This window comes from Marinobacter litoralis, assembly GCF_003336705.1.
In the GTDB taxonomy this organism is placed as follows: Bacteria; Pseudomonadota; Gammaproteobacteria; order Pseudomonadales; family Oleiphilaceae; genus Marinobacter; species Marinobacter litoralis.
In genome coordinates, this window is sequence record NZ_QMDL01000003.1 from 255,622 (window position 1) to 275,924 (window position 20,303).

16 protein-coding genes and 1 riboswitch are annotated in these 20,303 nt (G+C 56.9%); of the genes, 4 read left to right on the forward strand and 12 right to left on the reverse strand.

What is annotated here, in order from left to right; all coding sequences use genetic code 11:
- Nucleotides 1-54 precede the first annotated feature (54 nt).
- The 11 genes from bluB to cbiB form a co-directional block, all read right to left on the reverse strand.
- Entirely contained in the window at nucleotides 55-756 is a 702-nt protein-coding gene (bluB, locus tag DOQ08_RS10920; RefSeq protein ID WP_114334962.1) for a 5,6-dimethylbenzimidazole synthase, read from the reverse strand.
- Complete coding sequence (locus tag DOQ08_RS10925; RefSeq protein WP_114334963.1) at nucleotides 753-2,222, reverse strand: cobyric acid synthase; 1,470 nt, start codon at nucleotides 2,220-2,222, stop codon at nucleotides 753-755. The genes bluB and DOQ08_RS10925 overlap by 4 nt, the downstream gene beginning before the upstream one ends.
- Complete coding sequence (cobO, locus tag DOQ08_RS10930) at nucleotides 2,223-2,834, reverse strand: cob(I)yrinic acid a,c-diamide adenosyltransferase (RefSeq protein ID WP_114334964.1); 612 nt, start codon at nucleotides 2,832-2,834, stop codon at nucleotides 2,223-2,225.
- 27 nt (nucleotides 2,835-2,861) lie between these two features.
- The gene (locus tag DOQ08_RS10935) at nucleotides 2,862-7,016 is read right to left on the reverse strand and encodes a cobaltochelatase subunit CobN (RefSeq protein ID WP_114334965.1); all 4,155 of its coding nucleotides are present in this window, start codon (nucleotides 7,014-7,016) and stop codon (nucleotides 2,862-2,864) included.
- Nucleotides 7,017-7,048: 32 nt separating this feature from the next.
- The gene (locus tag DOQ08_RS10940) at nucleotides 7,049-8,380 is read right to left on the reverse strand and encodes a cobyrinate a,c-diamide synthase (protein WP_114334966.1); all 1,332 of its coding nucleotides are present in this window, start codon (nucleotides 8,378-8,380) and stop codon (nucleotides 7,049-7,051) included.
- A gap of 22 nt (nucleotides 8,381-8,402) precedes the next feature.
- On the reverse strand, nucleotides 8,403-9,176 hold the full coding sequence (locus DOQ08_RS10945; RefSeq protein ID WP_114334967.1) for an ABC transporter ATP-binding protein: 774 nt from the start codon (nucleotides 9,174-9,176) through the stop codon (nucleotides 8,403-8,405).
- Nucleotides 9,176-10,135, reverse strand: coding sequence for a FecCD family ABC transporter permease (locus tag DOQ08_RS10950; RefSeq protein ID WP_114334968.1), 960 nt, complete (start codon nucleotides 10,133-10,135; stop codon nucleotides 9,176-9,178). The genes DOQ08_RS10945 and DOQ08_RS10950 overlap by 1 nt, the downstream gene beginning before the upstream one ends.
- A 36-nt stretch (nucleotides 10,136-10,171) precedes the next feature.
- Nucleotides 10,172-11,011 carry a cobalamin-binding protein gene (locus DOQ08_RS10955; protein ID WP_227537602.1) on the reverse strand — a complete coding sequence of 280 codons (840 nt, stop codon included), beginning with the start codon at nucleotides 11,009-11,011 and terminating at the stop codon, nucleotides 10,172-10,174.
- 61 nt (nucleotides 11,012-11,072) lie between these two features.
- Nucleotides 11,073-12,893, reverse strand: coding sequence for a TonB-dependent receptor domain-containing protein (locus DOQ08_RS10960; RefSeq protein WP_227537603.1), 1,821 nt, complete (start codon nucleotides 12,891-12,893; stop codon nucleotides 11,073-11,075).
- Between the two features lie 159 nt (nucleotides 12,894-13,052).
- Nucleotides 13,053-13,259, reverse strand: a riboswitch (cobalamin riboswitch).
- A gap of 29 nt (nucleotides 13,260-13,288) precedes the next feature.
- Nucleotides 13,289-14,332 carry a threonine-phosphate decarboxylase CobD gene (cobD, locus tag DOQ08_RS10965; protein ID WP_227537604.1) on the reverse strand — a complete coding sequence of 348 codons (1,044 nt, stop codon included), beginning with the start codon at nucleotides 14,330-14,332 and terminating at the stop codon, nucleotides 13,289-13,291.
- Nucleotides 14,329-15,279 (reverse strand): adenosylcobinamide-phosphate synthase CbiB, encoded by a 951-nt coding sequence (gene cbiB / locus DOQ08_RS10970; RefSeq protein ID WP_114334970.1) that lies wholly within the window; start codon nucleotides 15,277-15,279, stop codon nucleotides 14,329-14,331. Before cbiB ends, cobD begins: the two co-directional genes overlap by 4 nt.
- Before the next feature lie 115 nt (nucleotides 15,280-15,394).
- Here cbiB and cobT point away from each other — a divergent pair, with 115 nt between their 5' ends.
- Together cobT and DOQ08_RS10980 are read left to right on the forward strand one after the other, a co-directional pair.
- A complete protein-coding gene (gene cobT, locus DOQ08_RS10975) occupies nucleotides 15,395-16,447 on the forward strand; it encodes a nicotinate-nucleotide--dimethylbenzimidazole phosphoribosyltransferase (protein ID WP_406565366.1) in 1,053 nt (350 codons plus the stop codon).
- A gap of 6 nt (nucleotides 16,448-16,453) precedes the next feature.
- Nucleotides 16,454-17,050 (forward strand): histidine phosphatase family protein, encoded by a 597-nt coding sequence (locus DOQ08_RS10980; protein WP_114334972.1) that lies wholly within the window; start codon nucleotides 16,454-16,456, stop codon nucleotides 17,048-17,050.
- Between the two features lie 11 nt (nucleotides 17,051-17,061).
- Here the strand turns inward: DOQ08_RS10980 and cobU are convergent, their stop codons facing one another.
- Entirely contained in the window at nucleotides 17,062-17,589 is a 528-nt protein-coding gene (cobU, locus tag DOQ08_RS10985; RefSeq protein WP_114334973.1) for a bifunctional adenosylcobinamide kinase/adenosylcobinamide-phosphate guanylyltransferase, read from the reverse strand.
- A gap of 100 nt (nucleotides 17,590-17,689) precedes the next feature.
- On the opposite strand from cobU, the gene DOQ08_RS10990 reads away from it, so the two are divergent.
- Both DOQ08_RS10990 and DOQ08_RS10995 read left to right on the forward strand, forming a co-directional pair.
- A complete protein-coding gene (locus tag DOQ08_RS10990) occupies nucleotides 17,690-19,564 on the forward strand; it encodes a putative nucleotidyltransferase substrate binding domain-containing protein (RefSeq protein WP_114334974.1) in 1,875 nt (624 codons plus the stop codon).
- A complete protein-coding gene (locus DOQ08_RS10995) occupies nucleotides 19,557-20,279 on the forward strand; it encodes a 3'-5' exonuclease (RefSeq protein ID WP_114334975.1) in 723 nt (240 codons plus the stop codon). The genes DOQ08_RS10990 and DOQ08_RS10995 overlap by 8 nt, the downstream gene beginning before the upstream one ends.
- Nucleotides 20,280-20,303 lie beyond the last annotated feature (24 nt).

Sequence of the window (20,303 nt, forward strand, 5' to 3'; positions counted from 1 at the left end):
ATTTAGGGGATTAACGTACCCAATTTGAGACCTTTAAAACGACGCAAGGCATGTTCAATGCTTCTTCAATTGCTCAGACAAGCCAACCTGATCTAACGGCTTACCCCAACCATTTCCGTGCACCAGTTCTTCCAGGGGAAGGCGAGAGCGCCAACCTTTCGCCTGCAATTCTGGCTGGCCCAGAAATTCGCTGACATAGCCCAGGCAAAGATACGCCAAAGGGTATACCTGCTCAGGCAATTGCAGAATATCCGACAACCGGTCCTGATCCAAGATACTGACCCAACCCACACCAATGCCTTCCGCCCGGGCCGATAGCCAGAGGTTTTGTACCGCCAGGCAGGTGCTGAACAGGTCCATCTCCATGATGGAGTTTCGGCCCAAAACATGCGGGCCACCCCGGGAACGGTCACAGGTGATGCACAGGTTGATCGGACTTTCGATGATGCCCTGGAGCTTTAAGCTACGATAGGTTTCCTTGCGCTCACCGGTATAGTTTTCAGCGGCCTTGGCGTTCTCTTCATCGAAACTGGCCAGCACCTGCTCCCGTACCGGTAGGCTGTCGATCACGATGAAGTCCCACGGCTGCATAAAGCCCACAGACGGCGCGTGGTGGGCCGCTTTCAGGATGCGGGCTAATACATCGTCCGGAATAGGGTCGGGCAGAAATTGCGAGCGCACGTCTCGGCGCTCAAAAATAGCGCGGTACAGCCCTTCTCGCTGGGCTTCGGTGAACGGATCATTGTGATTGTTCATAGCTGCAACAGGCTCCTTAGCCGGTCGGTATCCAAACAGGTTTCTACTTGATCCGCCAAGCGGTCTAGCTGCTGCAACCGATGGCTCTGGTAATCCACAGCCTGCGTAGCCGCCCGATTCAAACCCGCCCATGCAAGGATGGCATCGCATGCTTCGGGGGCATCGAACAGGCCATGCACATAAGTGCCGGCTATTTGGTCATCTTGACTGACCGCGCCGTCGGGCTGGCCTTCCAGCACTGCAAAAGGGCGAGCCAGTGCCGGACCTTCAGTCACTCCATTGTGCATTTCATAGCCGTGCATCGTCACGCTTGTCGTCGCCCCGGCGACGCTGGGCGTTAAGGTACCGGACACTTGCTTCAGCTGCTTACCGGACACCATTCGCGTGCTCATCTCCAGCAGGTCCAAGCCTTCGGTGCGGCCAGTTTCGCCCTCAAGGCCGTCAGGATCTTCCACCCATTGCCCCAGCATCTGGAAACCACCACAAATCCCCAACACCTTGCCGCCATAGCGCAGGTGTTTGCGCAGGGCATCCGGCCAGCCCTGCTGTTTCAACCACTGCATGTCGTGACGGGTGCTTTTGCTGCCCGGCAGGATAATCAAATCAGAGGGCGGTATGGGTTGGTCCGGGCCGACAAAGGTGAGGTTCACCCCCGGATGCAGCCGCAGCGGATCAAAGTCGTTATGGTTGCTAATGCGGGGCAGTACCGGCACCACCACATTCAACGCGCCGGCTTCGCTACTCCCTTCGGTGCTGACACTGTCTTCGGAATCCACCACCAGCCCGTGAAGATACGGCAGTACGCCGAACACCGGCTTGCTCGTGCGGGCTTCAAGCCAGTCGAGCCCCGGTTCCAACAGAGCAATATCGCCCCGAAAGCGGTTGATGATGTAACCCGCTGTTCGCGCCCGCTCGGTTTCAGACAACAACTCCAGGGTGCCGACCAACTGCGCGAAGACACCGCCTTTGTCGATATCGCCCACCAACAGTACGGGGCAATCCGCTGCCTCGGCAAAGCCCATATTGGCGATGTCGTTGGCTCGTAGGTTGATCTCCGCTGGGCTGCCGGCACCTTCGGCAATGATCACATCGTAGCGCTCGCTCAGCGCGCGCCAACTGGCCATCACTGACGCCATGGCTTCGGCCTTGTAGGCGTGATAGTCCAAAGCATCCATATTGCCGTGAACTTTGCCTCTCAAAATCACCTGAGCGCCGCAGTCACTTTGCGGTTTCAGCAAAACCGGGTTCATATCGCTGTGCGGTTCCAGGCCACACGCCAAGGCCTGCAACGCGGTGGACCGGCCAATTTCGCCGCCATCCACCGTCACCGCGCTGTTCAACGCCATGTTTTGTGGTTTGAACGGTGCTACCGATACACCTTGGCGGGCCAGCCAGCGGCATAAAGCAGCTACAACCGTGGTCTTGCCTGCATCCGACGTTGTGCCCTGAACCATCAAGGTGGGCATTTACAGCTCCACACCCTTCTGGGCTTTGATGCCTTGGTCTTTGAATGCGTGCTTCACTACGCCCATTTCCGTAACCGTATCGGCCAAATCAACCAGCTCTTGTGGCGCACCGCGGCCGGTTACTACGACGTGCTGCATCTCGGGGCGGGCTTGCAGATCGTCTAGCACCCGATCAAGGTCGATGTAGTCGTACTTAAGTGCAATGTTCAGCTCGTCCAGCAGGATCAAGTCATAGCTGTCGTCTTTCAGCATGGCTGCCGTGATGTCCCAGGCTTCGTTAGCGCTCTTGACGTCCTGTTCCCGATCCTGAGTGTCCCAGGTGTAGCCTTGGCCCATCACGTGGTAGGTGACATTCGGCAGATCTCGGAAGAAAGCTTCTTCACCGGTGCTGAACGCCCCTTTGATGAACTGAACAATGCCCACTTTCATGCCATGACCCAGTGCGCGGGCCACCATGCCGAAGCCGGAGCTACTCTTACCTTTACCCGGGCCAGTTAGCACTAGCAATATGCCTTGCTCTTTTTGGGCTTTGGCTATGCGCTCCTGCATGATTTTTTGCTTGGCCGCCATTCGCTTGGCGTGGCGTTCGGGATCTTTAGCGCGTTCACGCATGGGTATTCTCCTGGTCATTTTGGAATGTCAGCCCTGGGGTGCGAGCTGATAAGTCGAAGATCCACCCTTGCGGGCGGAATCAAAAGCCTCCCGCTGTTGCGGGTCTAACTGGCCCGCAACCCAGTCCATCAAGGGATGATCCGGGCGAGTGTGGCCGCTTCCGGGCAAGCCATGGTCAATGATATTGCCGGCGAAATCACGCACGAGGGACTTCAGGGTGAACACATTCACTTCCCAGAAACCACGCTTGGCTGCCAGTAGGGCAATGGCCTGCATATGGATCTTTACGTGAACATTGTGCCCCTCTGCCAAGAAGTCACTCAGGCCCAGCCCGTGGCGATCCTGAAAATACACCTCATTAATTTCATCCCAGACACTCGAGCGAAGCACCTGTGGACTGGTAATCTGCCAGCCCCAGAGGTTATCCAGAAAATCACTGCCCATGGTGCGCGCACCGGCATACCCATGCTCCATCAACGGTGCGAGCCATTGGGGATTCAAATTTCGGGCAAGAAGCTCAACCTGCAGTGCCCGCTGAAGCGAGTCCACTGTCGGGTTCTTCGGATCCTTGTACTGTAAAACCATATTCTCCGGCGGCTCACCCCGAAAATGCTCAACCGCATTGGACAACCCGCCCTGGAAGTCAAAGCCGTCATCATTATCAAGCAGACCATACAAATGGCTGGATCGTCCCAGATAGGTTTTGTCGACAGAAAGCAGCTGGCGATCAAAGGCTTCGTGCGCCGGTTCACCTAGGCTTTCTTTACCGTAAACATGCCCCATTCGACGACGATAGGCATCGCCCAGCTGCTGCCGCCCCTGCCATGCGCCAGTGCGGGTAGCCAGCCGGTTCACCCCAGCTCCGTACGCTCCCGGCGCTGTGCCAAACACCCGGTAGGCCGCCTGATTACCTGCATCCTGTGCCGACTGTCCGGCAGTTAAGAGAACCCGAGTATCAGCCACCCAGCGTGCGGCCACACCATTGATTTCCAGCGATTCGCTACCGCGTTCTTGCAGGGCTACCGGTAAAACCGACAAAGCCTGATCGAGTGCGGGCACCAAATCCGGGTGCTCAGTTGCTATGGTTTTTGCTGCGCCCGCCAGCGCGTACCGAGAAGCCAGATCCAACCACTCCAGCTTGCTTCCGTATAGATCCCGGAAGAGCCCCGATGTGGTAAAGAGCACATTACGCCGAACCGGGTTATCTGTGCCCGGTCCTGCGGGCAGTCGCTCCAGACCATTAACAATGCCTCGGCTATTCCACACCGGGCGGATACCCATAAGTTTCAGGCCGAAGGCAATCATCACGCCTTCGTCACGCACCGTGTCCGACGCCCAGAGAACCAATGCATCACTTTCGTTACTTTGTCGGGTGCCCGTTTTTTCTGCTTTTGCGGCTAAATCCTCGGCCAGTGACCAGGCCACTCGCGTCGGAATCAGGTCGTCAGACAACGCATGAAAATTTCTCCCCGTTGGCAAGACTTCCGGAGTTCGCAGCGGGTCGTTGCCATGCCCGGGCGCTACAAAACGACCATTAAGCGCGTTCAGCCAGCTCTTCCGCTCAGCCGCAGGTGACATCGCCAACCTCTGTCGCCAGCTCGGTTCTGGCTTACCCGACTTGCTCGCCATTGAGGTCAGCATCGTGTCCAGCATCTCGTCGGTCCAGTCCTTCCCAAACACATGCAACCCCAGAGGCATGAAATGCTCCTGAATGTCCGTTACATAGTGCCCGGCTTCGTGAACCAGTAGCTCGGGCGACAGCTCTTCTATCGAAACTTCATCGGCGGAAAGCCCCATTTCATTGGCAATTTCCTGCTCGATATCGTCGTCGATGTCCAGCAGCAAGATTTTTTCTCGCAGCATTTGCAACGCCCGCTCACGGGTTGGGCTATCAGGATCGGTCGCCGACTCCCAGGTTTCCACCAACTGCCTTATTTCAAGCAGGTCGTCGTACAGCTCAGTAACCGCTAGGGGCGGTGTCAGATGACTGATCATCACGCCCAGCGCACGCCGCTTGGCCTGAATGCCTTCACCAACTCCGTCGACGATGTAGGGGTAGATCAATGGCAGGTTACCCCCCAGCAAATCAGGGTAATCATCCTCAGTCAGGCCAGCGCGACGCCGTGGCAGGAATTCACGGGTGGAATGCCGCCCCACGTATACCAGCGCATCGGCCTTATAGTGGTCTCTCAACCAATGGTAGAAGCCCACATATTGGTGCGTTGGTGGGAAAGTGGTATTCGCGTGCAGCAGCTCTTCATCCACCTCCCAGCCTCTTGGTGGCTGGGGCCCAATGAAAATATTCCCGAATCGCAGGCCGGGGAAGATCAAGCGGTCGTCCACCACCATCGACAGCCCCGGCGCTTCACCCCAGCCTTTCAGCCCCGGTATGCCCGTATCGGCCAATAAAGCTCGCTGTTCGTTCAATTCGCTTTTGTGCCCACCTTCTTTTAGTCGCTGGCTCCACAGCGCTTCGTATTGATCAAGCTGGGCGAGGGCTGTAGGCCGGTTCGGGTGCTGTACATGCTCGATTAAATTGCGCAGATCCTTAACGCCGCGATCCAGAAGGCCCAGAGCCAAGTCCTGCTCCCCCAATTCATGGGCTTGTTCCAAGCGTTCATGCAAATACCCCAGCGGACCGTGCGTTATTTCTTGCTGCACAACGTTTGGTAGAGATTGCAGATAACCCTGGTAGGTTTGCGCGCTCATCGAAGGGACCCCAGTCGCCATTTCCTTCATCGAGCGCGGGTCATCCGGCAGACTAACCCCGCGCTGTTGAACCAGGTCGAGCAAGGCTTCCGGGCTGTCAGGTAGGGGGCCGGTGCTGTACCCCTCGGCTTTTAGCCAGCTCAGCATTTGGAACAGTGAAGCTGGAACATCCAGGTTGTCCGCGCCTATGTTCTGGCGCCCGGGGGGATGGTTGTAATAAACAATAGCCACCCGTTTGTCGGCATTATCTTTGGTTTGCAGCACCTGCCAACGCTGAAGGCGTTCAGCCAATGCAGCAACACGGTTTGGAACCGGTTGTGTCAGCGTCAACGCAACGCCAGTTTGGGGATCGATCTCTTCAGGCTCCGCCGTTGCCAATACCATGGGCTGGCTTACACCCTGAAGTTCCGGCATGGCCAGGTTGTAATGCACCTGATCGGTGGGGATACCATCAACGGAAAGCTGCCATTGATTCCGAGTCCGGGAAGCCAGCCTAAGGCCTTTGATGACAGGCACGTTGAGACGGATCAACTCTTCCGTCACCTCCCGGCGGCCCTCACCTCCGCCAATGGTGAAATCCTGCAGGCTGACAATGCCCGCCAATGTTGCGGGTTGAATCGCTTCTTCGAGCGTGTGCAAGGCATCAAGGCTGGCACCACCCCATCGGGATAGGATCGCAAAACACTGAAGCTCCCGAGCTTCCAAAGCCGCACAGGCATCGTCCAGTAAATCCCGATCTCCCGGCCGGTCTCCGCTGTCCAGATCAAGAACCACGACTACGGGGGCGTCGGTCAGCGTCAGTGCTGAAGCATCAACGCTCGCTTCACCATTCTGGTAATAACGGATACTGGCGCGGGGCTTGGGCTTTTCGTAATCCATGCCGTGTCCCGCTTTGGCCAACAGCCACCGTATCAGGCCATCCAGATGGTTCGGCGTCCGGCCCTGATAGAAAGCACGGCCTTCCAACCAGTCAGCCTGGCCGGGAAACCGGGCCTGCCGGTTTACCAAATCCTCAGCAGCATCAACTCCGGCTGCCGGCGCGGCGACCAAGGCCTTGAGTCCAGCGGCATCCAGCTCCGCCAATGGCTTTTGTCCATTGAGCTGAGACAGCCGTGAAATACGCCAATCACTGTTGATACCTAGCACTGGCATCTGCCCGGCAGCGTCACCCGCTACGACGACTTTCACCAACCCGGCAAGGCGCTCCACCTGGTCACCAAACACCGCCGCCAACACGATGGCATCAGCGTTCTTGAGCAACTCGAGCACTTGTTGGTCGCTCTGAGTGGCCAGTTGATCGGGAGTTCGCAGCAACACGCGGTGGTCTGGGTTGTGGTCTAAAAACCGATGAGCGCCCGCCGCCATTTCTGCGGCTGAACGCTCGGAAATAATGCCCACGACGGTAGCCGCCATCACTGAAGGCGCCCAAAACATGACCGTCATGGCCGCCAGAAATACCTTCAGATATCGCATTCGTAGAATGCCCTTTCACGAGTTATGGTCGATTACGAATGATCGTTCTCGGAGTAGCCGGGGAATGTCAGCGCCTCACCGCGGAACATCGCCGCCACAAGTTCGGGGGCTGAGGGGAAATAGCCGTGGAAATAACTGGCCACGAGAGCGTTCTTAGAAAAAACGGCTTCACTGCCCGTGCCCGCCTGTTTTCGAGTGTGGGCAGCAGGTTGCCACGTGGTGTCCAGCGTGGATCGGTGAAAAGTGTGGCCCCGCAACTCGCCTTGTTCCGCCGTCAGGCTGTGCATACCTATACCCTGTAAACGCTTCGCCATAGCCGCCCGCCCCGGGATTAAACCGTACAGGGAATGCACACGGCCTTCTTTATCCGACAATTCTTCCGCGCAGGCCATCAGGCCGCCACACTCCGCCAATATCGGCTTACCCGCGTTATGAAAGGCACGAATAGCATTCGCCATCGCGGTATTCTCTGCCAGAGTATTGCCATGCAGCTCCGGGTAACCACCTGGAAGCCAAAGGGCATCCGCGGGCGGCAGCTCCGAGTCTTCCAGCGGGGAGAAATAGTGCAGTTCAGCCCCCATGGCCAGCAACAGCTCGGTGTTGGCGCGATAGATAAAGCTGAAGGCGGCGTCACGAGCGATCGCTATACGAACACCGGCCAACAACGTTTTCGGCTTAGTTGCCGGTTCAACGGCGGGAATTTCCACCGCTTTCGGCAATTCGTCGAGCCCCGCTTCTTTCAGCACTTGGGCAGCGTCATCCAGTTTCTGGTCGAGGTTGCCCAGCTCTGCCGGTTGCATCAATCCCAGGTGTCGCTCGGGTATGCTCATGGCGTCGTTTCTGGGGATAGCCCCCAACAGACGAATCCCTTCTGGTAGTCGCTCTTTCAGCATTTCACCATGGCGGGGGCTACCAATTTTGTTCGCAATCACGTCATAAATGGACAGCTCCGGGTCAAAGCGAGCAAGCCCCAATACAAGCGCACCAAAGGTCTGGGCCATGCCACCCGCGTCGATCACGGGCAGCGCAGGAATACCCATAAGCTTTGCCAAATCAGCGCTGGATGGATCGCCGTCGAACAACCCCATCGCACCTTCGATCAGAATAAGGTCGGCGTCTTGTGCCGCCTCAGACAGCCGCCAGCGGCACTCATCTTCTCCGGTCATCCATGGATGTAATTGATAGACAGGGTGGCCGGATGCGACCTCCAGCACCATTGGGTCGAGATAATCCGGCCCGTGCTTGAACACTCGCACCTTACGCCCGGCATTCCGGTGCAGACGGGCCAACGCCGCTGTCACCATGGATTTCCCCTGCCCAGAGGCGGGGCCAGTAATCATGACTGCCGGTACGGATTTGCTCATAAGTTCACCACTGTCATCGTTATTAACTGGGGCTCACGGGGACAAACACCGGGGCGCCATCGGCCTCTACCGTCACCAGCTTTTGGTTATACAATTGCTCAAGTGCGGATGGTTTCAACATGCTGTCGGCAGGCCCCCAACAAGCGTCACCGTTGGGGTAAAGTAGCAACACGTGGCTACACCACCGTGCGGCCAGGTTCAGATCATGCAGGCACATGAACACTGCCTTTCCTGCAACCGACTGGTCTCTCAGCAGGCTCATTACTTTGACCTGATGGTGTAGGTCGAGGTGGTTAGTCGGCTCGTCAAGCAACCAGATATCCGGGTTCTGAGTCATCAGTGTTGCGATCGCAACCCGCTGACGCTCACCGCCCGACAAGGTGCTCAGCAAGCGCCCAGACAAATGATCAACATCCATCGCCGCCAACGCCTGTTGCGCACGGATCTGGTCATCAGCTTGTTCACTTTCCCAAGGCGACAACCACGGGTGACGACCAATCAGTGCGGTTTCCATGACCGTTGCGGGAAAACTGTCTTGCCGTTCCTGAAATACCAATCCCAGTTGCCGCGCAATGTCGCGGCGTTTTAGCGCAATCAGCGGAGCGTCGCTCAAGACTACCCGGCCACTGCGTGCAGGTAACAAGCCTGCGAGGGTATGCAGCAGAGTGGTTTTGCCGGCCCCGTTAGGGCCCAACACGCCCCAAGTCTGACCGGGCTCAACACTCAGATTCAGAGGGAAGCCGTCTGTTCTACCGGGCACATTGATGATCAGGTCGCGGGTGTGCAGCGTGCTCATTAACGGCTCCGGTGCAGAAGATACAGGAAGGTCGGGACGCCCAGTAATGCAGTAATAACGCCCACGGGAAGCTGCTCAGGCGCGATCACTGTGCGAGCGAGGGTATCTGCCAACACAAGCAGAGTCCCGCCAGCCAAGGCGCTGGCAGGCAAAATAATGCGCTGATCGTTGCCCAATACCAGCCGAAGCATATGCGGCACAATCAGGCCTACAAACCCGATACTGCCTGCGGTTGTTACCGCCGTCGCGGTCAGCAGGCTGGCGAGCACATAGATAGTCCACTCAAGCGGCCGTACCGACACCCCGAGTGCCGCGGCCTGCATCGGGCCACGCGCCAGCACGTTCAGATTACGAGCAAGCGGTAAAATCACCGCGATCGCGAATATCAGAACCACCAATGCGGGCCAAGGCGCGCGCGCGTAGGAAACATCGCCCATTAGCCAATACAACATGCCGGGAAGCTTGTAAGACGGGGTAACCGCCAGCATGAGCGTAATCACTGCTCCCCAGCCGGCAGCCACTACAACACCGGTCAGCAGCAGACGCGAGGCCGTCCAACTGCCCGTGCCGTGGGCAAGGCCAAACACCAACACCATTGCCAGCATGGCACCGGCAAAGGCTGACCCCGAGATCACCAAGGCTCCCATTCCGGTCAGCATTGCCAAGAGCGCACCAACAGCGGCGCCACCAGACAATCCCAGCACATAAGGGTCCGCCAGCGGGTTGCGCAGTAGCACCTGCATCAGGGCACCCGCTACCGCTAACAGGCCACCGGTCGCGAAAGCCGCAAGGGTGCGCGGCAGACGCAGGTCCAGCAGCAAGGTACGATGCAATGCGCTGCCTTCGCCCTGGATGACAGCCCAGAGTTCTGAGGGCGCAATATTCACGCTGCCGATGGCCAAGGCCAATATCAGCGCGGCCAGAGAAATCGCGCCGAGTACCAGCAAAGAGCGAGTCATCTTACTGGCACCTGTTTACACGGGTGTTTGCAGGCCTTACTCGCGTTCACGGGCAACATCCAGTCTTTGGCAAATGTCCCGGCTCGCCTCGAGAAGTCTGGGCGTCGGCCTTGAGATGGGTGATGCCGGGACAAAGAACAAGTTATTTTTTGCCACAGCAGTCATTCCGGTGTAACTCTGCCAGCGATCAAGCTGGTTATCTTCGGCACCCTCAACACTTCCTGTGATGATTGCATGAGGATCGGCCTCTAACACCACTTCTGCACTGATTCTCGGCACCAGTCGCGGCATGTCGCCAAACACATTCGCCCCACCGCAAAGCCGAATTACCTTACCGATCAGATGGTTATCATTGATCGTCATCAGCGGAGTTTGCCAAACTTGATAGAAGACCGGTAAAGGCTCTGCATCCCTGTACTGCTCTGCAATCAAGGAGATCCCTTTCCGGAAACGTTCCGCTTCCGCAAAACCTTCCTGTTCGGTGCCCGCCAGAATCGAGAGCTGTTCAATGACTTTGGAAACGCCCTCGAAGGTGCGGGGTTCAATGGCAAACATGGGCAAACCTAATGCCCGCAGCATCTCCATTTGCGCGGGGGGATTACCGGTTCGCCACGTGATCACCAAATCAGGCTTAAGCGCCAGCAGAGCTTCCAGATCTATTCGGGTGTGATTGCCCACCAAGGGTAACTTGCGGGCTGCTTCAGGATAATCGCTGTAGTTCACCACAGCGACCACCTTATCGCCTGCGCCTGCCGCAAACGCCAGTTCCGTGGCGCCGGGGGACAAGGTGGCGATGCGTTTGGCCGGTTCTGGCAGGCACAGTTGCTGCCCCATATTATCTTCAGCGCACACCTCTGCCCACACCATTACGGGCATGAGCAAAAGTGCACAAAACAGTGTCCTAACCGGCCATAGAGTCATGGGTCAGCTCACTTTATCAGTGGAGATCATAACGCACAGTCAGCATGCCAGTGCGGCCAGCCGCGATGTAGTTCTGAGTAGCGGACTTGCGAGCCGTCGAGTATTCCTTATCCAATACGTTTGCCAAGGTAAGACGCGTGCTCCAGCCGGGCGCAAAATGCCAACCAGCCCGCAGGTCTAAGGTCGCGAAGCCCGGCAGCTCATTCTTGTTGGCCGCATCATCATAGCGATCGCCTTCAGCAATCACTGATCCACCAAACACAAAGTTGCCAACCGATTTATCCAAATCAATACGGGCAGTCTGCTTCGTAAGGCGCCGCAGCTGATTACCAGTTTCACGATCTTCTGGGTCCATATAAGTCAGTGCGATAGACGTTCGCCAACCATCGAACTCATAGCCGCCGGAAACTTCTGTACCCCGGATACGCGCTTCATTAACGTTAACCGGTGTATCGACACCACCAATCTGTCCAGAAGCAATCAGGTCATCAATATCCATTTGATACACTGCCAGATCCCAGAACCAGCGGTCATAGTTTCCGCTGGCACCTAGTTCGTAATTTTCTGATTTCTCAGGTTTCAGATTTGGGTTGCCCTGATAATTAAAAGACAATGGCCAATACAAGTCATTGAACGTAGGTGCCCGGAAAGCAGTTCCGTAGCTGGCACGAACACGGTGGGAACGATCAAAGCTGTAACCAACTGCCAAGCCACCAGTTTCTTTGGTGCCATATGCTTCGTTATCATCACTGCGCAGACTCAGCTGGGTATCAACGGGGCCAAAGTTCAAGCGCAGCTGGCCGAACACAGCAGTGTTGGTGCGACTGGTTTCAGAGTAGTCTTGAGTACTGTTTACTTCATCTTGTTGCAGCTCAGTGCCGACAACTAACTCGTGGACACTATACGAAAAAGTATTTTCCCAGCGGGCTTGTCGTAACCGTGTGTTGTAAGTGGAGTCACCCCAACTGGCATATGTATCCGTTTCGTCCCTCGACTCTGAAAACTGAACCCCCGTTTTCCAATAGTCGTTCAGGGGCGTCATCAGGCCGAAGCCGAAGGTGCGTACCATGTAGTCAATATTACCGCCCTCGTATTCTGTATTACCCTCCGACTGAAGCATCACGACATTCGCCTGACCGCCATTATCGAAGTCATGCACGACCCGCCCAAGTCCGGCTGTATTACGAAATCCCTTGTCCTCTCCATCTTCAACGATTGCAGTACCGTCAGTTTCCTTATGCAAACCACTGAGGCTAACGCGGGTATTGCCAGCAGAACCTGAGATACCGGCACTTACCTTTTGGGTATCAAAGTTTCCGGCACCGGCCTCAACCCAGCCGCGTTGCCCGTATTTTGGATCCAGGGTGAAAGCCTGGACCACCCCCCCCATAGCATCTGCACCATAGAGTGAACTGCGCGGACCACGAACAATTTCTGTACGCTGAATGAGCTCGGTAGGAAAATATTGCCAAGAAGCACCACCACTAGTCGCTGAGTGCATTTTTACACCATCGACAAGAAATACAGTTCCTGCATTACGGACGCCACGAACATTCACGCTCGTTGATTTTCCGAAAGAACCGTTACCAACTACGTTAATGCCAGGCTGACTGCGCAAAAGCTCAGAAAAATCAGCCGGTGCTTTGGAGCGAATCTCTTCTTCCGTTATAACGGTAACAGATGACAGGCTCTCTCCAACTGTTTTAGGGCCATAGGTCCCGGTAACAACAATAACGTTTAAAGGCTCTTCCTGAGCATCCTGCGCAACAGCAATGGAAAGGGGGCTAAAGGCGAAAGGGATCACCAGAGTTCTGGCAAACATGCGGGAGAATTTCATTGAGCTCACTCAAAGTCACACCATACGCACCCGTATGGCTGATTAATAACATGCTGCAAAGGGAGGAGGTACTGGCTAAAGGCGAGATTAACGCATTAAAAGGGTGGGGAAATTCCGTGAGATAGTCCGGTGTTTACCCACCGCAACTGCCCTCCGCAGCGTTCGGTGTATTTGTAGGCCGGTCTCCGGACTCATGAGCTATTCTGACCGGCATAAGCCTTCCCATGCATGTGCACAGTGGCATCCGTCTTTGCCGTTCACTCATTTACCGTTGCGGGGGCAGTGCCGGACTTTAACCGGCTTCCCGTTTCACTGATCTGACAATGATGATTTTGCCATAGCAGCACCTACAAACGCGGGGCAAGGCTAACAATGCGTTAATGTCTGGTCAATGACTAATCACTAGTCGCGACCTCCAATGCTGCTTCAAGCCGTCGCCACTGCCCTTCATCTGCCGCCAACCCAAACCGCAACATACGGGGGGCATCAAAAGCTCTGACGAGCACCCCCTGTGCAGCAAGCCTGTCCGCCAACAGCAGAGAATCGTCAGTTCTGACGGTCTGAAACAGTGCTGTGCCGCCGAGTAATGCTAGCCCTGCAGCGCCCAAAATATCCGACAATTTCTTAGCCTCCCGCTGCAAGCGAACGCGATTCTTGTCTTGCCACTCGGTATCCACCAGCGCCCGCGCCTTAATATAGCGAGCGGGGCCGCCAAGAGCCCAAGGGCCGAGCACCCTCTGCAACGGTTCAGCTATGGAGGGATCGCAGAGCAAAGAACCTGCGCGTACGCCTGCTAGGCCATAAAATTTACCTAACGAGCGTAGTATCGTCAGTCCCGGCAAACCTGCATCGGAACAAACACTGAATTCTGGCGTAGTGTCCATAAACGCCTCATCCACAACCAACCACCCACCATTCCGCTGCAGCCTCTCCCGCCAAGCCAACAATCGTTCAGGCAACAGCACTTGGCCGGTAGGATTATTCGGATTAATCCAAACCACCACATCCACCGAATCCAGCCAGTCCAGATCATCCGCCAGCGCCTGTTCAGCGGAAATACCCACCACGTCAAAACCGGCCCGGTGCCAGGCATGACCGTGTTCCCGGTAACCCGGCATGGGTACCGCCACTTGGCCAAGGCCATGCAGGCGCGTACGAACTGCCGGCAAAGCCATAATGGCTTGCTGGCTGCCAGCAACGGGCAGACAGGCCGCATCGGCCGGTGCGCCAGCCCAGTTACGGATGATGTCTTCCAACCCGTCATCCGGCTCGGGCAGGCGTTGCCATACCTCCATTGGGATCACAGGAACCGGGTAGGGCACGGGGTTAATACCCGTAGAAAGATCAAGCCACTGCTCTCGGGGGATCCCCCATTTCCGCACCGCGGCTTCCAGCCTGCCGCCGTGTTCTGGACTCTCAGAAGAACAAAACGGAATCACCCTGCACCTCCGGCCCAGAAACCGAGCGCGAACACCACCAAGACGATCAACCACAGGCCGACGCCGCGCTGTACCAGCGCAATCGCGCCGTCCACCGTATGAGCGGTTGCTTCTGGGCCGCAGCCCAACTGTGGCCGTTGTTTAATTCCGCTGGCGTAGGGCGCAGGGCCACCCAGCGAAACGGCCAGCGCTCCGGCCCCGGCCGCCATCACAGGGCCGGCATTGGGGCTATCCCATGTTTTGGCCTGACTAAACCAACACTTCATAGCCACCCGAGTGTTTCCCACCAACGCGTAGGTCAGCGCCGTCAATCGGGCCGGCAACCAGTTCATAAGGTCATCCAAGCGAGCGGCAAAGCGTCCGAAATACAGGTAGCGTTCATTACGGTAGCCCCACATGGCATCCAGCGTATTCACCATGCGATGCAAAACCACCCCCGGCAAACCCGCTACCAGGAACCAGAACAAACTGGCAAAGACTGCATCCGCACCGTTCTCCAGCATGGACTCGGCAGCGGCTGCGGCCACACCACTGTCAGAAAGCGATTCGGCATCCCGGCTGACAATGCGCCCAACGGCTTCACGAGCTTGCTCACCGTTTCCTTGCAGCAAAGCGTCCGATACCGCCTTGCCATGCTCAGCCAAGCCACGCAGCGCAATGGCCAGCCACACTACAATCGCGTGCACCAACAACGCCGCCCAGCCATTCAACAGCGTCTGCAAAACCACCGCGACGGCAACCATTGGCGCCATCACCAGCACCGCGGCGAGTCCACCAGAAATCAGGCTGCGGCACGCTTGTTGCGGCTGACGGTTAAAGCGCGCTTCAAACCAGGCAACCACATGGCCGAAGCCTACCAACGGGTGCCAGCGACGCGGCTCTCCCACCAAAGCATCCAGCAAAACCGCGACACAGCATACGGCAACCGAGATCGAAAACGCTTCCAAAACCAAACCCTCCTACGAATGCCGGCAAGTCTACCCGACCGGCACCTCTCCTTGACACTATTCCGCCACAGATAGACCATCCCCACTTTCTGTTCACAAGGAACACGCCATGCCTCTGCCCCAAAGCTGGCTTCAGCAGCCCCCCACGCCTTCCCAAGCGCATTCCGAGCTTGCCTTGGCTCGTCAGCAAGTGCTCACCAAGCCCCCCGGCTCGTTGGGGAAACTGGAGCAGGTTGCTATTACGCTTGCAGGCCTGTCGGGTAGCGAAACGCCGGCCGTTGATCCGGTTCGTATGGTTATTTTCGCGGGTGATCACGGTGTCTGCGCCGAAGGCGTATCCGCTTTTCCACAGGCTGTCACCGCGCAAATGATTGCCAATTTTGCCCATGGCGGCGCTGCCATCAGCGTCATGGCGAAGGAACTAAACGCCAGTCTGGAAGTGGTGAATTTGGGCACTGTCGGAGAAGTACCCGAGCTACCCGGTGTCATTGACCAGGTCATCGCACCCTCCACAGCCAATATGGCGCACACCTTCGCCATGACTCGCGAACAGGTCGAAGCGGCGCTGACCAGCGGAGATAACGCTGCCGAGCGAGCCAAAACGGCGGGCTGCCGATTATTTATCGGTGGCGACATGGGCATTGGCAACACCACCAGCGCCTCGGCCATTGCCTGTGCGCTCTTGGGCCACAGCCCCCAGCAGTTGGTCGGGCCGGGCACCGGTCTAAACGCGGAAGGTGTATCTCGAAAAGCCGCAGTGGTTGAGCAAGCCTTGGCTCGCCACGGTGACAGCAAAGACCCACTGACCGTACTGGCCTCATTAGGCGGGTTCGAACTTGCTGGTCTAGTCGGTGCCATTATGGGCAGTGCCGCCCGGGGCATTCCGGTGCTTGTAGATGGTTTTATCGTCTCGGCCGCCGCATTGATTGCCGTGCACCAGCAACCGGGCGTGCGAGACTGGCTGCTGTTCGCCCACCGCTCAGCGGAACCCGGCCACAACGCGGTGTTGGAAGCGTTGGAAGCTTCGCCCTTGCTGGATCTCGGCATGCGCTTGGGTGAGGGCAGCGGCGCGGCTGTGGCGGTGCCTTTGCTTCGTTCGGCCTGTGCTTTGCACAATCATATGGCAAGCTTTGCAGATGCCAACATCAGCGGAAAATCAGAAGAGTAAAACACCATGACCACCATTCTCGACCTGATCCGCCATGGTGAACCCGAAGGCGGCCCCATGTTCCGGGGCAGCAAGGATGACCCGTTAAGCGAGCAAGGCTGGCAGCAAATGCAAGCTGCCATCGCCAGCACCGACCACTGGGACGCCATTGTCAGCTCCCCCATGGCGCGCTGCCAACGGTTTGCCGAAACGCTTTCCGAGCAACGCAGCATTCCGCTGCACATCGAACACGAGCTGCGGGAAATCGGCTTTGGCGAGTGGGAAGGGCTGACGGCTGAACAAGTCGAAGAAGCTTACGGTGATCGTCTGAACCGCTTCTGGCAGGACCCTATCAACTTCATCCCACCCGGCGGTGAACCGGTGCCCGACTTTTATGACCGCGTTATCCACAGCATCCATCACTGGCAGGACAAGCTGTCCGGGCAAAAGGTGCTGGTGGTCTGCCATGGCGGTGTTATCCGAATGGCACTGGCAGACGTATTGGGCATACCGCTTGAAAAATCGTTCACCGGCTTTGCCGTGCCTTACGCCTGCCGCAGCCGTATTCAGATCGACCAGTCTGAATTTGGTCTGTTTCGCAGCGTGATCAGCCACCAGCCCTAAACGCTATGCTTTTAAGCACCCTTGAGCACGAGCGGCAGGCCAGCGACTGACATAACCACCTCATCACAGCGCTGGGCCAGCGCCTGATTCAACCAGCCCAGCTCATCCGCAAAGCGTCGGGTGAGCGGGTCCATACCGATGGTGCCCAGCCCCACCTCATTGGTGACCACCACCACCGAGCCGGAATAGTGCTCTACCGCGTTAAGAAACGCCTCCCGCTCCCGAGCAAAGACCTCGTCGCCAGCAAACAGCAAATTGCTCACCCATAAGCTCATGCAATCAATGAGCAACAGAGGGGGGTTAGCCGTTTCGGTCTGAGCGTCCTTAAGCACCTTGGCCAACTGCAACGGCTCTTCCACCAGCCCCCAGCGGGTTGGTCGTTGCTCCTGATGCCGGGTAATGCGCTGCGCCATCTCGTCATCACCCGCGGTGGCGGTTGCGACATACACCACCGGCTCTCCAGCCGCTTGCGCTCGCTGCTCTGCCATCGCGGTTTTGCCGGAACGAATACCACCGATCACCAGCAACTTGTTAGCCATGCCAAGCCTCCTGAAGGCCCATAAGTAAGTGCGCAAAGGTACACCAAAAAAATGCACAACTGCTATAGTTTGGCGAGTATACGCACTAGCTGGAGATAGCATGCAGGCCGAACTGCTGGACATTCAAAATCACATTACCCAACACGCTCCCTTTGATGAAATGTCCGATGAACTGCTGGACAAAATCGTCACCAACATCGAGGTGGTCTACGTTCGGGCCGGCACACAGATCGTCGAGCTTGGCCATCAAGCGGATAGTTTGCACTACGTTCGCAGCGGCGCCGTTGAGATCTATCGGCGCTCAGGCGAGCTATACAGCCGGGTTGGTGAAGGCGAGATCTTCGGCCAGTTCGGTTTGATGATGAACAAGAAGGTGCGCTTCCCGGTCAAAGCCATAGAAGACAGCCTCATCTACAAAATCCCCGATCATGTCTTTCACTATCTTTGGGAGCATGACGACAACTTCGCCGATTTTGTTGAAATCGAAGACCGCAGTCGCTTACGTTCCGCCGTTTCCCGGCGGGAAAAATCAAACCAGCTTATGACAGCGAAGGTGACCCGGCTGATTTCCCGCTCGCTGGTGTGCGCTCCCACGACCGTGCGTTTGCAGGAAGCGGCGCGAATCATGACCGACAACGGCGTGTCGTCTTTGCCACTGATGGATGAAAGCGGCGACTCGCCGAAATTGGTGGGCATCATTACCGATCGGGATCTGCGCACCCGGGCCGTAAACCATGCCTTAGCCTCTGAAACCCCGGTCAGTGAGATCATGACCGAAGGGTTAATTACCATCAGTAGCCGCGCCTTTATCTTCGAAGCCATGCTGACCATGCTGCACAACAACGTGCATCACCTGCCCGTGATGGACGGTAACGAAGTGCGCGGCGTTATCGCACTGTCGGACATCATCAAATACGAAAGCCAGAGCAGCATCTATCTGGTCAGCAACATCTTCCGCCAGCAAAATGTGAAGGGCCTGAAGAAAATCAGTGTGGACGTACGCGACAGTTTCGTGCGCATGGTCAACGAAGATGCTAACTCCCACATGGTGGGCAGCGCCATGGCCGGTATTGGCCGCAGTTTCAGCCAGCGCCTGCTGGAACTTGCGGAAGAAAAGCTCGGGCCACCACCCGTTCCCTACTGCTTCATGGCACTCGGCTCTATGGCTCGGGATGAGCAACTGGTGGTCACCGATCAAGATAATGCTCTGATCCTGGATGACAGCTTTGTTCCGGAAGAGCACGACGAGTATTTTCTGGCGATGGCCAAGTTTGTCTCAGACGGTTTGGCAGAATGTGGCTACACCTACTGCACCGGCGACATCATGGCTACCAACCCCAAATGGCGCCAACCCCTGCGCGTCTGGAAAAAGTACTTTACGGACTGGATCGAAAACCCCAACGGCCAGACCCTGCTCAACAGCAACATTTTCTTCGACCTGGATGGCATTCACGGTGAAACCGGTTTCGCCGAACAGTTGAAAACTCTGGTCGCCAACAAAGCCTCCAGCAGCCAGCGCTTCCTGACATTGATGGCACGCAACGCGCTGAACCGGACACCGCCACTGGGCTTCTTCCGCACCTTCGTTCTGGAAGAAGACGGCAAGCATCAAAAATCCTTCAACCTGAAACGGCGCGGCACCGCGCCTCTGTCAGACCTGATCCGTGTACACGCACTGGCCTGCGGTTCGCGCTCACAGAACTCGTTTGAGCGCTTGAAAGACATCGCCAACACCAAACTGCTGGTCGACGACGATGCCGGCAACCTGCGTGATGCCCTGGAGTTTATATCCATTGTCCGGGTTCGCCATCAGGCCTTAGCCATCGAAGAGGGCCGTGAACCGGACAACAACGTGCGTCCCGAAGACTTGTCACCTTTCGAACGAAGCCACCTGAAAGACGCCTTTCAGATTGTCAGCAATGCTCAGAGATTCCTGAGATTCCGCTACAACGCAGGGACAGTCAGGAATGCCTAGTAACATCAAGAGCCGAAACAGCAAACAAAACTGGCCGGAAAACTATCGTACACAGGCAACAAAGGCCGTTGATCCGAGGATCCGTGCCTTTTACGAAGCCGGCTGTCCCAACCCGGAGACGCCGATCAAAGACGTGACGCTGCTGGCGCTGGATTTCGAAACCACCGGACTGGATGTTACCCAGAACTCAATCGTGAGTATCGGCCTGGTTCCGTTTACCCTGCAAGGTATCCAGCTTGGCAAAGCATGGCATCAGATTGTGCGCCCGAAACTGCCGTTGCATCAGGAGTCGGTCACCATTCACGGCATCACCCACGCGGAGGTTCAGGACGCACCGGATCTGGAAGAAGTGCTCGACCCTCTGTTCGAACACCTGACCGGGCGAATACCGGTGGTACATTACCGCAACATCGAACGGCCGTTCCTCAATACTGCCCTGCAGTGGCGCTTGAACGAACAGCTTCGTTTCCCGGTCATCGACACCATGGCCATCGAAGCCTACCTGCATCCTCGGCGTCGCCCTTCGCGCTGGCAGCAACTCGTGGGTAAGAAGCCCACATCAATCCGCCTGCCCGACAGTCGCACCCGATATGGTTTACCCCACTATGCCGGTCACAACGCCCTGATCGATGCCATTGCGACGGCCGAATTGTTGCAGGCGCAAATTGCCCATCATTTCAGCCCGGACACCCCCATCGGTGATCTGTGGGTATAGGCCACCATAGCCCAAGCCCTCTGC